13 protein-coding genes are annotated in these 14,746 nt (G+C 55.9%); 7 read left to right on the forward strand and 6 right to left on the reverse strand.

The features are described from left to right. Genes ACFQND_RS27210 through ACFQND_RS27220 form a run of 3 tightly spaced genes read left to right on the forward strand, consistent with a single transcriptional unit; the run spans window position 1 to window position 3,309 of the window. Window positions 1-978 carry a Bug family tripartite tricarboxylate transporter substrate binding protein gene (locus ACFQND_RS27210; RefSeq protein ID WP_371439398.1) on the forward strand — a complete coding sequence of 326 codons (978 nt, stop codon included), beginning with the start codon at window positions 1-3 and terminating at the stop codon, window positions 976-978. 7 nt (window positions 979-985) lie between these two features. Continuing rightward, window positions 986-2,143, forward strand: coding sequence for an acyl-CoA dehydrogenase family protein (locus ACFQND_RS27215; RefSeq protein WP_371439397.1), 1,158 nt, complete (start codon window positions 986-988; stop codon window positions 2,141-2,143). Beyond that, window positions 2,140-3,309 carry an acyl-CoA dehydrogenase family protein gene (locus ACFQND_RS27220; protein ID WP_371439396.1) on the forward strand — a complete coding sequence of 390 codons (1,170 nt, stop codon included), beginning with the start codon at window positions 2,140-2,142 and terminating at the stop codon, window positions 3,307-3,309. Before ACFQND_RS27215 ends, ACFQND_RS27220 begins: the two co-directional genes overlap by 4 nt. A gap of 44 nt (window positions 3,310-3,353) precedes the next feature. Here ACFQND_RS27220 and ACFQND_RS27225 read toward each other — a convergent pair whose 3' ends face one another. From ACFQND_RS27225 to ACFQND_RS27240, 4 genes are all read right to left on the reverse strand, one after another. Continuing rightward, on the reverse strand, window positions 3,354-3,737 hold the full coding sequence (locus ACFQND_RS27225; protein ID WP_377415197.1) for a nuclear transport factor 2 family protein: 384 nt from the start codon (window positions 3,735-3,737) through the stop codon (window positions 3,354-3,356). Then, a complete protein-coding gene (locus tag ACFQND_RS27230; protein WP_371439394.1) occupies window positions 3,734-5,674 on the reverse strand; it encodes a flavin-containing monooxygenase in 1,941 nt (646 codons plus the stop codon). Before ACFQND_RS27230 ends, ACFQND_RS27225 begins: the two co-directional genes overlap by 4 nt. Before the next feature lie 21 nt (window positions 5,675-5,695). Next, window positions 5,696-6,730, reverse strand: a complete 1,035-nt coding sequence (locus tag ACFQND_RS27235; RefSeq protein WP_371439393.1) for a cyclase family protein — start codon at window positions 6,728-6,730, stop codon at window positions 5,696-5,698. 334 nt (window positions 6,731-7,064) lie between these two features. After that, window positions 7,065-7,958 (reverse strand): hypothetical protein, encoded by an 894-nt coding sequence (locus ACFQND_RS27240; RefSeq protein WP_371439392.1) that lies wholly within the window; start codon window positions 7,956-7,958, stop codon window positions 7,065-7,067. Between the two features lie 704 nt (window positions 7,959-8,662). Between ACFQND_RS27240 and ACFQND_RS27245 the strand changes: the two genes are divergently transcribed. From ACFQND_RS27245 to ACFQND_RS27255, 3 genes are all read left to right on the forward strand, one after another. Further along, window positions 8,663-9,358 (forward strand): hypothetical protein, encoded by a 696-nt coding sequence (locus ACFQND_RS27245; RefSeq protein WP_371439391.1) that lies wholly within the window; start codon window positions 8,663-8,665, stop codon window positions 9,356-9,358. Window positions 9,359-9,535: 177 nt separating this feature from the next. Further along, window positions 9,536-9,934: a hypothetical protein gene (locus tag ACFQND_RS27250; protein ID WP_371439390.1), complete on the forward strand. Its 399-nt coding sequence runs from the start codon at window positions 9,536-9,538 to the stop codon at window positions 9,932-9,934. 33 nt (window positions 9,935-9,967) lie between these two features. Continuing rightward, window positions 9,968-11,557, forward strand: coding sequence for a DUF3987 domain-containing protein (locus ACFQND_RS27255; RefSeq protein ID WP_371439389.1), 1,590 nt, complete (start codon window positions 9,968-9,970; stop codon window positions 11,555-11,557). Between the two features lie 347 nt (window positions 11,558-11,904). Here ACFQND_RS27255 and ACFQND_RS27260 read toward each other — a convergent pair whose 3' ends face one another. Further along, a complete protein-coding gene (locus ACFQND_RS27260; RefSeq protein WP_377415232.1) occupies window positions 11,905-12,633 on the reverse strand; it encodes a S1/P1 nuclease in 729 nt (242 codons plus the stop codon). Window positions 12,634-13,172: 539 nt separating this feature from the next. Further along, window positions 13,173-13,883: a MobA/MobL family protein gene (locus ACFQND_RS27265; RefSeq protein WP_377415201.1), complete on the reverse strand. Its 711-nt coding sequence runs from the start codon at window positions 13,881-13,883 to the stop codon at window positions 13,173-13,175. A gap of 353 nt (window positions 13,884-14,236) precedes the next feature. Between ACFQND_RS27265 and ACFQND_RS27270 the strand changes: the two genes are divergently transcribed. After that, window positions 14,237-14,530, forward strand: coding sequence for a hypothetical protein (locus ACFQND_RS27270; protein ID WP_371439388.1), 294 nt, complete (start codon window positions 14,237-14,239; stop codon window positions 14,528-14,530). Window positions 14,531-14,746: the final 216 nt, after the last annotated feature.

Consider the following 14,746-nt stretch of genomic DNA (forward strand, 5'->3'; position numbering starts at 1 on the left):
ATGAAAAAAATTCTGAACGTTATAGCGACCGCGCTGGCCGCATGCTCTTTGCTCACTTCCCCCGGCCTGTCCGCGCAAACCGCTTATCCCGACAAGCCCATCCGCCTCGTGATTCCGTTTGCACCTGGCGGCGCGACAGACTTGCTTGGCAGGGCACTGGGAGACCGCCTTTCCAACCGCATGGGCCAGCCGGTATTGGTAGAGAACAAAACCGGCGGAGGCACCGTCATAGCATCTGACTACGTCGCAAAGGCGCCAGCCGACGGCTATACCCTGCTACTTGCTGCATCGTCTCTCGGAACAGCTCCGTTTCTCTACAAAAAAGTCGGCTACGACCCTATCAAAAGTTTCGCGCCGATCACGCTTGTGTGCGCAGTCACGCACGTGCTTGTGGTTCGCCCTGACCTTCCGATAAATTCCGTGAAAGAGCTGATCGCCTATGCCAAAGCCCACCCTGGAAAACTCAGTTACGGATCGGTGGGAACCGGCACGTCCAACCACCTCGAAGGCGAGCTGTTCAAAAGCATGGCCGGCGTGTCGATGGTTCATATTCCCTACCGTGGAAGCGCTCCAGCGTTGACTGACCTCGTCGGCGGTCAGTTGGAAGTGATGTTCGATCCAATAGCGTCCACAGGCCCGTTTATCAAGGCGGGCAAGCTCCGCGCTTTAGCCGCAAGCACGGGAAAGAGGTCGTCTTCCATGCCCGAGCTACCTACAGTAGCGCAGGCGGGACTTCCAGGCTATGAGGCTACACCGTGGCTTGGGCTCCTGGCGCCAGCTGGCACACCCGCGACCATCATCAACAGGCTGAACAAGGAAGTGGTCGCCATTTTGGCGGAGTCCGATATGAAAGAAAAGATGAAGACGTGGGGGTTCGACATCGTCGGGAACACCCCGGCCGAGTTCGCGGCGTTCATCCAATCCGATACCGCCAAGTGGGGCCCACTTATCAAATCCGCGCAAATCACCGCTGAGTGAGGCGATCGTGGAATTTCAACTGACAGAAGACCAGCGGATGATCGAAGCGAGCGCCCAGGATTGGCTCGCTGGCAATCATTCCTTCGCCCAGCGCGAGGAGCGCAAGCGTCAACCCAAAGAATCCAACAAAGTCTGGGCTGACTTCGCCGAATTAGGCTGGTTGGGCCTGGCGTTACGCGAAGATGTGGGCGGATTTGGAGCTGGGCCTATGGAGGCCGGGCTTCTGATGCAAAGTTTCGGAGAATCGCTGGTCACCGAGCCCTTCGTCTCGTCCATCCTGCAGGCGGCGCGCCTCGTCGACCTCCAGGGATCCGATGATCAAAGGTCGTCCCTCCTTCCGAAAGTTATCGACGGCAGCGAGCGCCTCGCTTATGCCCATGCTGAGTCCGGTGTGATGTCCCCATGGGCGCCCCGCAATGCGCGAGCGACAAAAACAAACATCGGCTGGAAGATCGACGGCGTCAAAGAAGGCGTCGAAGGCGCAGAGGCCGCGACGCTCTATATCGTGACCGCATCTTGCGACGATGGCGCGCAGCGGGCCTTCATGGTGCTGCCTGATGCCTCGGGTTTGGTGGCCGACCACTACGACACCCTTGACGGGTATCGGGCGGCCGATCTCTGGCTCAGCGGCGTGGAGGTCGATGTCGATGCAGTCTTGGGCTCCGGACCTGCCGACGCGGGCATAGCCCGGGTCGCCTCCGAGAGCTTGGTGACTCAGTGCTGGGAAGCCGCCGGCGCGATGAAGACGGTCGTTGCCCAAACATCGGCTTACACGCAGCAAAGAAAACAATTCGGACGGGCGCTGTCGGCGTTCCAGGTAGTCCAACATAGGCTCGCGGAGATGCTCGTGGAGTGCACTGAGGCGCAGGCGAGTTGCGAACTTGCGTCGATGCTTCTGGCCAATTCCGACGGGCCATGCTGGACCGACGCCGCCATGCTCAAAAGTCGCGTGAGCCGCGCTGCCGAGTTCGTATCCAAAAATGCTGTGCAGCTGCATGGCGCCATGGGCGTGTGCGAGGAGCTACCAGTGGCGGCCACTTTCCGCATGCTGCTCGCGTTCCAACTCAAACAAGGCGACGGCCGCAGGCTAGCGGCGCAAGTGGGCGCCGAATTCCTGAGCAGCGGCGCGTATGCCGAAAGCGCAACTTTGGGAGCTGCTAATTGAATCTCGACCTATCCCCTGAAGACCAGGAATTTCGAGCCGAGGTCCGCTCCTTCATCGATGAGCATCTTACCGACGAGATGCGCGAAGGCCAAAACACGACCTCGTCGATGTATCCGGAGCCCGAGTTTTCGCAACCTTGGCAGCGCGCGTTGCAGAAAAAGGGCTGGCTTGTGCCACTCTGGCCCACTGAATGGGGCGGCACGGGCTGGACTGGCTTACAGCGATTCATCTTTGAAAACGAGTGTGCCCTGGCTGGCGCTCCACTCGTGCACCCCATGGGCGTGCGCCTCGTGGGGCCGGTGATCATCCGTTTCGGGACCGAGGAGCAGAAGGCGAAGTTCTTGCCCCGCATCGTGTCCAGCGAAGATTACTGGTGCCAAGGCTTCTCCGAGCCCGGCGCGGGCTCGGACCTCGCGTCTTTGGCGTTGAAGGCGCAAAGCGACGGCGCGGACTACGTGCTCAATGGCTCGAAGATCTGGACCACCCACGCGCACCATGCCAACTGGATGTTCGCGCTGGTGCGCACGAGCAGCGAAGGCAAGCGCCAGGATGGCATCAGCTTCCTGCTGGTCGACATGAAGAGCCCGGGCGTCACGGTGCGCCCCATATCGACCATTGGCGGCGACCATGACGTGAACGAAGTGTTTTTTGACAACGTCAAGGTTCCGATGTCGAATTTGATTGGCGAGGAGAACAGCGGCTGGGAGTGCGCCAAATACCTCCTGGAGTTCGAGCGCGGAGCGGGGATTTTCAGCCCCAGGATGCGTTCGCAATTCAAACGAGTGGCCAAGGCCGCGGAAGTCTCAGGCGTCTCGCATCACGACTTCCTCGCGCGCTTCGGAGAAACCGCGTCAGACCTCGCGGCGTTTGAGTGGCTTGAGCTACGCTCCATAGCCGGCCTTCTTGCAGGGCAGAGCCCCGGGCCGGTGGCGTCGATCTTGAAGCTCAAAGGAAGCCGGCTCAAACAGTCGATCGCGCAGCTTGGCGTGGAGGCTCTCGGAACCGCGAGCCTGCGTTGGCGTAGCCCCAGCAAGCTGGGCGGCCTGCCGAGCCAGCTCGCCGACGTGCTGGTGCCCGAGTATTGCAACAGCCGCGCCTATACGATTTTTGGCGGCGCATCCGAGATCCAACTCGGCCTGATCGCCAAGAACTTGCTGGACGTTTGAGGCGGAGAAGCCGCGCGGAGACACCGCGCGGCAGGCGAGACTATTCAGGCGGCCGCTGGAATCAAGGTTGATTGATAGCTTCGCATCAACCATCCCGACGCGGACGGAATCCAAAGGGAAAGAGCGCGGCAGGCGATGGTCCGCTTGGCACCCGCGACTTCCACTTCCTGTCTCATGGAGCCCAGCACCAACGCTTGCTCACCCACCAGCTCAACGCGGACGTCGAGCTCGTTGATCTCTACATAGCGCACGTTGCCCGAGCGCAGCCTCGCCATGAACTGAGTTCTGCTCTCCACTGCGCTGGTGGTGTGGACGAAGATCAAGTTCTCGCTCATCATCGCCTCGACCTTGTCGAGGTCGCCCGCGACCATAGCCTGTAAGCGCTCGGTGTTTCGGCGTAGGACGTCGCGCTCGGTCGCGTCCATCATGCGGGCTTGTCTTCAAACACAAAGTCGCTAGTGTCGATCTCGGCGGTCATGTTGCGGTAGTCGATGAGGCGCCATGGCGAATTCATGACAACGCGGCCCTTCTTGTTTTTATACCAGTTCGACACGCCACCATGGTTCCACACCATGCCTCGGTGCGCCTCGTCGACTCGCGCGTTGTATTCCTCGAACGGCTCCTCGCGGACCTCGATGGATGCGGCTCCACGCTCGATAACTTCGCGCAGCGCCTGAGAGATGTAGCGCACTTGGCACTCGGAATGGAAGATCGCGCTGCCTCCGTGCGCCAGATTGGTGTTGGGGCCGTAGATCAAGAAAAAGTTCGGGAAGCCAGGCACGGTGATCCCCAGGTGCGCGCGAGGATCCTCGTCGCCCCAGATCTCGCGCAGCACGATTCCGTCGCGGCCGACGATGTGCATCGGAGCCAGCATTTTGGACGCCTCGAAGCCGGTGGCCATCAGCAGAACATCGACCTCGTGACGATCGCCGTTGGCCGTCACCACCGCATGCGGCTCGATGTGGTCGATCTTGTCGGTGACGAGCTCCACGTTGGGCCGAAGCAAAGTGTCAAACCAGTTCGCGTCGCGTAGCATGCGCTTGCCAAACGGCGGGTAGTCGGGGATCACTTTGGCTAACAAGTCGGGGCGGTGGCCGACCTTCGCCGTGGCGTATTTGATCAAGTCCTCGCGCATTTTGTGGTTCTCGGCGTTCAGCGAGAGCTTGGGAGTCGGCCAATTCGGATCGACTTTGAGCGTGGGATGAAAGCCGTCGGCGGCGGCCCAGAACAGCTGGAAGCGAAGCCAATTCATGTAATACGGCACGTGGCGCATGGCCCAGCGAATGTTTTGGTCAACTTCGGTGAAGTACAGGGGGTGATGGATGACCCAATGGCCGGAGCGCTGGAAAATCGTGAGCTTGTCCACGTCAGGCGCGATGCTGGGGCCGAGCTGCATGCCACTAGCGCCTGTGCCGATCATTGCGACGCGCTTCCCCTTCAATTCCAAATCGGCCTTCCAACGCGCGGTGTGCACAACAGGGCCGTCGAACGCTTCGAGACCGGGTATCTTCGGCGTCGCCGGCCGGTTGAGGGCGCCCACCGCGCTGACGATCGAGTTCACCGTCAACGCGCGGGTTTCGCCGCTCCTGTTTTTGGTGGTGACGTTCCAAACCGCGTTGCCCTCGTCATACAGCGCGCTGACGACTTCCTCGCCGAAAGAGACTTTCTCGCGGATGCCGTAGCGCTTGACGCATTCCAGGATGTAGTTCTGGATTTCGCTACCCTTGGCGAAGTAGCGCGTCCAATCGGGGTTGGGGGCGAACGAATAGCTGTAGAAGTGGTTGGGCGTGTCGACCGCGACTCCCGGGTAATTGTTCTCATGCCACGTGCCGCCCACATCGAGATTCTTCTCGACGATGGTGTAGGGGATGCCAGCCTCCGCTAGGCGGATCGCCATACCGATGCCGGAGAATCCAGCGCCTATGATCAGGACCTGGTGCTGCGCGACCACCTCCTTCGGCACCGGCTTCCTCCAAGGGGTCTCCTTGTGGTTCTTGCCGTCGAGCAAGGTTTCCTCCTGGAAGAGCGCGTGGTATTCCTGCGGCACCACGACTCCCACGGAGGTGTTCATCATCTCCGTCAGTTTCTCCTCGTTCGGAGGCGTGGGCATCAAGCTGCCTTCAGCCACCGCGATCAAAGTCTCGCGCAGTTCCTTGCGAATATTCGCTTGGAGGTCTTGGGGCAGCGCGGTCTGGAAGTTCCATCCGCCTTTGATGAACGGCGCGGCTTCTGCCAAGTAGCGCGTGGTCCCGCCAAGTTGGACGAGCGACATCAGGAGCGGGACGATTTCGGCAGCGGCCAAGGCCTTGTCGAGTTGGTCCAAGTCTGCGACGGCGGATTTGGCTTGTTCGAGGGTGTTGTTCATGTCAATTCTTGAGGTGTTTGGCTAGACCGTGGCGATCGGGGTCACCGGCGAGCCGACTGCCGTCGGCAGGCGTAGAGGCGGCGCGGTGAGAAGGAAAGTGAACCTGCCGTTGGCTCGGAGCCACTCGGCCAAGTCGCTGAGCAGGAAGAGCTCGCCTAGGTGGATGCCCAGTTTGAAAAGGCAGTGCTCATGGAGCGGCACATGGGTGCCCATGGGGTTGGGCTTGGGCGTAGGTAAAAATTCCACGCCTTCGTTATCCGACGCGATGGCGACGATGCCCGCCTCGTCGATCCAGCGAAGCAGCTTTTCGTCTGAACCGTTGAGGCCACAGCAGATGCTCGTCGCCACGCCTGCCGGCGGATTGCCGCCGTGGCCGATGAGCACCCTGTCAAATCCCGTGCGCACGCAGAGGATGTCGCCGCGGAGGATCTCGATTCCGTCGGTTTTGAGCACGTACATCAATTCGTCGTAGCCGATCGCTTTGGGCTCGGTGCCGAAGTGATGCATCAAGTCGATCAGCACCCCGCGGCCTTGGACGCCGGCGCTGGCCATGTTCTCGATGCCCAAGGCACGCGCGCCATAGGGGCCAGGCATGGGCTTGCGCCCGTTCAAATAGTCGAAGGGGCCGCGAACATGCTCGCCGCCGCGATAGCCGTTGTAGTAGACGACCTCTGGCTTGCCGTCACCGTCGGCGTCGAAGACCGCGCCAAAGTGCGCCAAGCTATCCCACTGCGTCGAATATTGGGTGCTGAGCGTCACCTTGTCGTCGCACACCACGTCGGTCTGCCCAGGATTAAGCTTGCCCATCGGGTAATTGATAGCGGGATCCTCGCCGCGCATCGAAAATTCGATCTTGGGAGGAAAGCGACGGGGATTGAGCACGTTGCCGCCGGGAAGATCGAGCGGGAGGGACAGGCAGAAGACCTTGCCTTCCCTGACTTCGGCCACTGCGCGTTTGACCACGTCTGGCGTCAAAAAATTGAGGCGTCCGCGTTGATCGTCGTCTCCGAAATCACCCCAATTCGCGCCGTTGGGTCGGTTTGTCCATCGCTTCATGCGTCTGCCTCAATGTTCTTTAATTTGGAATTAATCCCATTTTAGAGAACGCATAATCGAGGGTCAATGTTTCAGCCTTTCAATTTTCAGAAGTCTGTCTTTTCAAATGGATCTAGTCGCGTACACGGAGCGCAGCCATCGAATCTGATTAGGAGTTTCCGTAACGATCCCATTACACGGGACGATGCGTATTAGTGGATGGACCACCGATTTCTAAACTGGCTCACCTTCCCATGCAGCCTTCTTCTCCATGGCTCATACATTGGCAATCGCATGCATGGATCTTTCAAAATGGCTTGATCTAATCTGGTAGGGATTCTTCTTCGGCTGCGGACTATGATTTCTTTGGAAAAAATTCTGCTGCACCCGACATCGTAGAAAGCCAACCTTTAACAGTTTCGACGCCGCCATCCTGATCGCTGAGTTCTCTATCCAATTTTCCCTGGGCATGTAGTTCGTTTAGATAGTCTCTAATTTCCTTCGCCGCATGACTTTTAGTCCAATGCTTTTTTTTATTGGCCTTTAAAAATTCGAGGGTAATTTTCTTGTGTTGAGAGAAGGGACGCTCAGATTCGGGTTTGCGGCGGGTAGCGCCATCAATCCTGCTTTTCTCTTTCAGAATTGCCGGGAGCCCAGCGAAGACTTCAGCTTTGCCGCAGTAGTAATAAGCCCTCGCAAGATTAGACCAAGAGTCCTCGCGCATATCTCCGTTCAACTGGCTGAAATTTTTTTCGTACTCAACGACATCACTCATGCCGGTGAAAAGTAAATTCCATGCATCGTTGAAATAGCCGACTGCAAGAACCCAAGAAGGAATGGGACTGATCGGATCTTTAAGATCTCTTAGAAGAATCTCTTCTTCGGCCTCCATCCGGTCCTCCAAAGCTTTTCCACTCATACCGATTTCAGTTAGATGTTCCATCCAGAATTTGATTTCTGCAATTGCATCCCCGCCTTCAAACCTTTGCAGACAACTTACCAACGACATTTCGGTGTTGATATACAAAGCCAACAAGCTTGGACCAGTGATTTTGACGGTCCCAACGAACTCTTCGACAAGTTTTTCTTTGCCCTCGCCCTGTTCCTTATATGTCGTCGTCGAAAAAGGCACCAGACCATTCCATGTAATTTTTCGAGTCACGACAGGCCGCTCCAAGGCTGATCGCTGATCCGCGCCCCTCGGTTCTTTGAGAAAGCTGGTCTTCGTGAGTTGATCAAAAATGCTCATGGCCTTCGCTTGCTCGTTGGATACTTGTGCGGTTTAAACGTGGATATTAGCCAAATCCGCCGTCATCTAATCACTCGAGACAGCCTGCTTTGGCGTAGCAGAAGAGGCAGATCTCGTCAACCGCCACAGACGGGGTGGGCAGGATTAACTTAATCTGTTCAAGGTTGAACAATCCATCCAAATTCAACCGAAAGAATGGATTGCAAATGACACCTACGCGCAAAGGCACCTCTTCAGAATGCCGCTTTTCCACCCAACTCGTCGACCAGCGCGAACTGCTGGCTTGGGCACCATTTGGCAGGACTACCCTGTACTCGCTTCAAGACAAAAGCGACGTGGCGTACGACCCACTTTTTCCGGCCCCAATAAAGCCGATGGGAAGAAAGAATTTTTGGAATTTGAAGGACCTCGAAGACTGGCTTGAGAGCCGGATTGCAGCCGGTCGCAAACCCTCAAGCATCACAACCAAGCGAGGCTAGGTATGGCCATGAAGAAAAGCGTCTCGCAGTTTCACTTGCATGGGGCGAACAGTGCATAGCGGAAATATTGGTGATCGGGTGAGTGTCACAACCTTCCCATCTGCCGAGCTACCGTTGCACGGCTATCACCATTGGAGGACATGGGGCTTCGATGGAAGTGAGGCGCCGATCTGGGTCCGCCAGAATGCCGGCCTCAGAGGCATGGTTCCTGTGAAAAAGGAGTCCATGCTTACCGACCTTAGCGCAATCATTAAGTCGATTCGCGCATTCATTTTGGGAGAGAAAGACCCTTCCGGTCTGCTTGCGGATGAGATTTACTCACTGAGGGAGATTGCAGAAAGGTTCAATTTCCTCCTGGACCCGTCTGGCGCGGCTTTTAAACCACCCCTTGGCCTGACCATCCAAGAGTTTCACGATGAACTAGTGCTGTTGCACAGCGCAGTCCAAGCGACTCCTTCGGCATCCAAGTTTGACAAAACCAGCATCGAAGTTTTTTTCGGGCACCTTGTCCTTGCCCGGGCCATCCTGATCAAGTGCGGTATGCAAGTGGCAATCCACACTGGCGTCCTGGTCGAGCGTATTAGTGTCCCCACTAGCTGGGACTCGCATGAGCTCAACCTGGCGGCCCCAGACTGGAGTCAAGGCGTCATCTCGCCGGCCGCCGCCGGCATCTCGTCAGTGTCACGTGAGCCCCGGAACACTGAAGCACACAGGGTCAAGGCCCGGTCGTATGCGCCCATTGACTACCCAAAATTCGCTTCGTACGTTGTCTCGGACGAAAGGACTCGCGATGAGTGCCATCAGGAGTATGTGACCGAAAACATCGGTCTGAAAACTTATGGCCGCTCAAGCTTCATCGCCAAACTCTCTGCGTGGATGCGCGACAACACTGTGGGCGATCCCAAAGGGCAGTCTCCCTGACCGAAGGCTCGTTGCGGCCCGGTCCTGGCCACCATCATCGACTGAAATCTTTTAAGCCGTGCGCTAGTTAACCCACAGGTCGCACGGTTTTTCCCAACTATCCCTGAAATTTTCCGAAAGCTCAGTGCTCCCAACGTGGGGGTAATGCGGAGCTTGGCCAAAATTGAAAGAAATGAAATGAATGAAGCCAAAAATTTGATCAACGTCGGCAGTATTGCCGACAAATGCCGAGTCAGAACGTTACCGAGGAATAATAAAAAAACCCTCGAACACGAATTGGCTGCGTTAGTGGCAACCAGCCGCAAAATCACCAGGGCAAAAGCGCGCTTCCTGAAAAAGGAACTTCCGGCGATCCAAGCATGCCGCGACAAAGCAAGCGCTCAGAAGATCAAGTCAATTCAACTAGAACACTTCCACATGGCACGCCTTCGAAACAAGATCGGCGTTCTTTCCGTGCAGCTTAAGGTTGCCCAGAAAGCACATGCCCAAACCCTATACAAGTCCTCATCAGCACTGAGCAAGTCCGGCACCACGGTTAAGGACAACAAGCATGCGGCCGATATGCAGGCTCAGTAAGTCTCATCGGTATTTGAAAGGAAAAAATTCATCATGAAGGAAAAACCATTCAATCCCCCGTTGCCGAAGTCGGCCCTGGGGCCTGTTTTGGGCGGCGCCGCCCGCTTCATTACTGAGGTCAATGAAACACCTTATGAAATGGCGGTCGCCAATGTACTGGCGGCTGTTTTCCTGGTTTGCCAAGGCCTCTACAAGGTGACGTGGCGGGAAGGAAAAAGCTCACCCCTGAATGAATATTTCTGGTGCGACGCGGTGAGCAGTGAAGGCAAAACTGAAGTTTATGAATTGGCTTTCTTAACTATTCTGGCATTTGAAGCTCAACAAACTGCGCTTAAAAAGATTTTCGTCAAGGAATTCGAAAACCGCCATTTACTCTGGTATCAAAAGGTAAAGACCACCCGGAGACATATCGCAAAACTTTTCGCGCAGGAAAAGTGCACTGCAGATGCTGAGGCTCACCTCAATCGCCTCATGAGCGAAGAGCCTCAGCCTCGAAAATTCGCACAGTTCCGGATGACCGACACGACAGCTCAAGCCGTGCCCGTGCATCTGGATTCGGAGTACCCTTATGCAATCCTGATTACGGATGAGGTTCTCGTCCTTTTAGAGAGTGGAGCCCTGAGTAATGTGGGCATGCTCAACCAGATGTGGAGCGCATCGCGGTGGCAAACTAAACGCGTCACGCGCAAATCCATTGATCTGAAGAACGTATGCCTATCCATTTTTATCCAAGGTCAGCCCAAGATTACGAACGGTTACTTGAAGAAGAATGGTCAGAAGCTTCACGATTCTGGATTTTTGAGTCGTATCAACTACATGCGCCCCAAATCGATGGTGGGGAATAAAAGCGACAAACCCATTGAACGTCGCAACGAGCTCATTGAACCTTACTATGCGCGTCTGCGGGCCCTGTTGAGCCTCTACGAGGGGCCGGACATACCGCAGCAGAAAGAGTTGTTCCTGACAGAAGCGGCCAGACAAGAGCTGGCCAGGTACCGCCTGATGGCTGATAAAGCGTCAGGTGAAGGTGGTCACTTCGAGCGCATGGGAGGGGCTGCACTGAAAAGTCCCGAACACGCAGCAAGATTTGCAGCCATCCTGCACATCATCAACGGAAATGAAGGTCCCATCAATCTTGAAACCATCAAAAACGGCATCAAAATCGCCGCCTGGTTTTTGAATCAACATCGGCTGTATTTGTTGTTGCCGTCACAGCTGGAGCTGGACGCCATGGAACTTGCTGAATGGATTGGCCACAGCCTCATACCCCGCTGTAAGGGAACCTCGTTCGATGGGCCCATGCTGTCCAGACTGGTCCCTCCTCGCTTCCGGGGAATAGTTCGACTCCGAGAGGTCTTGCAGGTGCTTGAAGCCGACGGCAAAGTCAAGATTTGTGGAGAAAAAAACCATCCGTGGACTGTGGTACTTCCCGGCTGGTTCCCCCAAGCGCCTTTTGACCCAAGGGAGGTAATTGGTGATTGTGGGAATTTAAAGCCAGGCCTACGATTGTCCTTTTTCACTGAGGAAGAACAACTCGCAATCAGGGAGTACATCAACCCCAGTACCCCGATACCGCAACCGGACCCAAGATATTGCCTCTGGCCTGGCGCATATTTGGAATGACAGGGTGCTGATTTGCGCTACTTTGGCTATTGGTGTTTCCAAATAGCTGGTATCGCGTACTACCCACTTGGATTTTTACCCCTGCCGCACTGCGGCAGGACTTCTCCGACGCACCTGAGCTTGATCTTCAGTTAGAGAGATGTGAGCTCGCAGGCATCGCTAAATCACAGCAAGCTTCGAACTTGCCTATCGGCGCCCCCTCGGTCTGATGGGGCGATACCGGCCATCTGCTTCGGCCTTTTCCAGAGGTAGATGGTCGTGCCAAGCACGCAAATGAGTTTGCCGAGATCCGCAGCAGACAGCTCGATCAGCATACCGGGCGAAACAAAAAACCCGGTGGCAGCACTTTAAGGCCACAGCCCATTGAGCGTCCTTGCAAGCCTTGCCCCTGCCAAGACCATCTGCTGCTCCAGCACCGATGTCCAGCGATCCACATAGGCAGCCCCCACCTTGCGGTCCGGATAAAACCCCGGCGTCGCCACAATACGGCAGGACTCCTCCGCCACGCGAACCGGATCGATCAGATTGACGCGCGCGGGTATCGGCTTGTGGACCAACCTGTCCGTCCAGACCTGCGGGTCATCAGAAATGAACCTGATAAGGCCTGAGTCCCAAAGGCTGTGGAGGTTGGAGCCTTTTTTGTACGCCTGGATTTGATACAGGTTGCCGCCTTTGTCATCCATATAACCCAGATGCAGGGGCTGGTGCAGGTCACCGATGAAATGAATTAGATATTTCAGCGCCAGCAGCTTTGCCTGTTGCGGCGCTTGTGACTTCAGGAGAGCCACTTGCCGATCTATGGCGCCAAGAATGCAGTTCCCGTCCGGGCAATCTCTGGATTGACCGTAGCTACAGCTGGTACGCGGAAAGTTCAAGAAGTGCCAGCGGGCGGTGGTTGGATTTTTATGCTCATCGGCCCAAGTGGAAATGGACGAGAGCGTGGATCCGGGCTCCAAATCCAGCAAACGCTGGACCTGGATTCTGGCTTTGTCTCCCAGCTGCTTTTCAGCCAAGACACCAATGACCTGATGGCCTGTGGCACCCCAGGCGTGAAGCCAGAGCGGCAGCAGGCTCAGCTACAGCAAGAGCAAGCGTCCAAGCTTGCTTATCCATAACCAAAGGCCATACATACTCACACCTGCGCCAAGCAGGCCGTGCATCCAGAATCCACCGCTCTCCTGGACTGAAATACAGCCGGCATTCACCATAGGGCCGAATCCCTGAGATTGCGCAGTTGGCGTCTGGCCTGCCGGCGACCCTGCCAGTTCCAGACAATGAGCAGTGCCAGTACACCCACGCTGACGCCACCAATTTCCCACTCGTCCAGCCTGCGACCTGTAGCCAAGGACAACAGCAGGCAACTCAGGACTGTTCCCAAGAGAAAGGTAGCGAGGAAAAAAATAACTCTGGGCATCGACGACGTGGCTATGAAAAGGGACGCTGACGCTTGGAACAGGGCAAGTCATCCAATCCAAAGCGCAGCGGCACATTGTCCACAAAAACTGTAGCTAACCCTGGGGATAACGCAGGGGCCATCTTGTTTGGAATGGTTACACTGCGCAATCTCCACAGCCTGCTCATCCATTGAGCAACTTGGGCTCGCTTCGCTCAATGTTTAGGAAAGCCTTTTAGCTTGGAACATGGAGCGGCCCTCTGGGCTCAAACTCCGCACCGTAGCAGGCCCCAGATGCTGTTCGACCTCCTTCTTGAGGCCCCTGGTCCGATAGCTCCTCGCGTCTACCCGGGCGTCGTGGCCGTGTCGGGCCAGGTGTTCGTTCTGTATTTCTGCCCATCTCTCACGCCGCAGTCTGGCCGCTTCACTGAAGGCAACGGGATCTTGCCCACAACTATCCTTACGGGCACCCCCCTGATCCGGGGCTGAAGCATTGAACCTTGCAAAGAACTGTTTGGCAGGTCTGCTAATGCCATCCGGAATGCGGTCGGTATACATCAGGTGAAAGTGCGGCTGAGGGCCGCCTTCCAGCGCGGCCCGGGGACAGTGGATTGCATACTCGTAAGGCTTGCCCGGTATGACGCTGTCAATGAAGTCACATACCAGCTCTTTCCATTGTGGAGCGGTGAGTTCTCTGGGTAGAGCCCCTATCATTTCCCGGTAGGCTGCAGCATTTCTGCGCTCACGGGCATCTGCATGCCTCCACATGTCCATAAAACTTGCCATATTCGGCGGAAGGTTTCCAGAGCCAGTGGCTACCAAATCCTGGCGGTTGTCACCCTTTCCATGAAATCCAGACCGACAGATGTACTGCGAGTGCCTGGCTGCCGTTCCTGGCTTGCCGCTTTTCATACCTAAATGCATTGATGACATGATTCCATCCTTGAGTTGTCACCCTTTCGGGTGGGTTGAACAAAAAGAGGTCATGGCCGGTTCTAGGGAAGAACAAGAAACGTTTATTGCGCCTGTACAACTACCCTGGCTATGAAGCAGTTCTTTACTACCCATAGAAACTGACCATCCTCTATAGGATGGATAAGGAGATAAAAAAATACATAGTTGGAGAAAGCACACTCAATACGACTTTCGGTTCTACAGAACCTGAGAGTGATGCACCTATGACACTTGGTTCGCGACAGGCATAGCTAAGGGTCTGAGGCATTGACCACCCACATCCAGCCCAAAATACTGTATATTTATACAGTTATTGATAGATGGAGCAACAAATGGAAAAGCCATACGTCGTTAGTCTTGAAACACTGACCGCATTACCTGCAGCAGAAAAGATTTCTGCTGAGATGAGATTCATTAAAGAATTAGATAAGAGTTTGGGTGGGCCAGAGTCGGTGGTGTCCACTTTCATGGCTTGGAAAGAAGCCTGTGAGAGTGATGCGGCTGAACTGAGCGCCGATGTTGCCAGCCTGGCAGTCAAATGGCCCAAGGCTTTTGAGGCAGCACAACGTGCAGGGCTGAAGAGCATCGGTGAGGGTGAAGCGCACTTCGAGCTTCACCTGAACTGACTTCCCTGAGACACCAACGTTCTAGGCCTAAAGGCAAACCCAAAAAAAGCCCCCCTGCCAACCTGCCCTTAGTGAGGGCAAATCAGCAAGAGGATTCGGATTCAGCTTTTAGTTTCGGCAGCCGTCAAGATAGTGAACCTGCCCCTGTTGGACGTACCTCTTAGCTGCTCAATTATGCGGCCTTCAATAGCTGTGCCGCGTGCCAGCTTTTCTCAA

The organism is Polaromonas aquatica (assembly GCF_042659145.1).
GTDB lineage: Bacteria > Pseudomonadota > Gammaproteobacteria > Burkholderiales > Burkholderiaceae_C > Polaromonas > Polaromonas aquatica.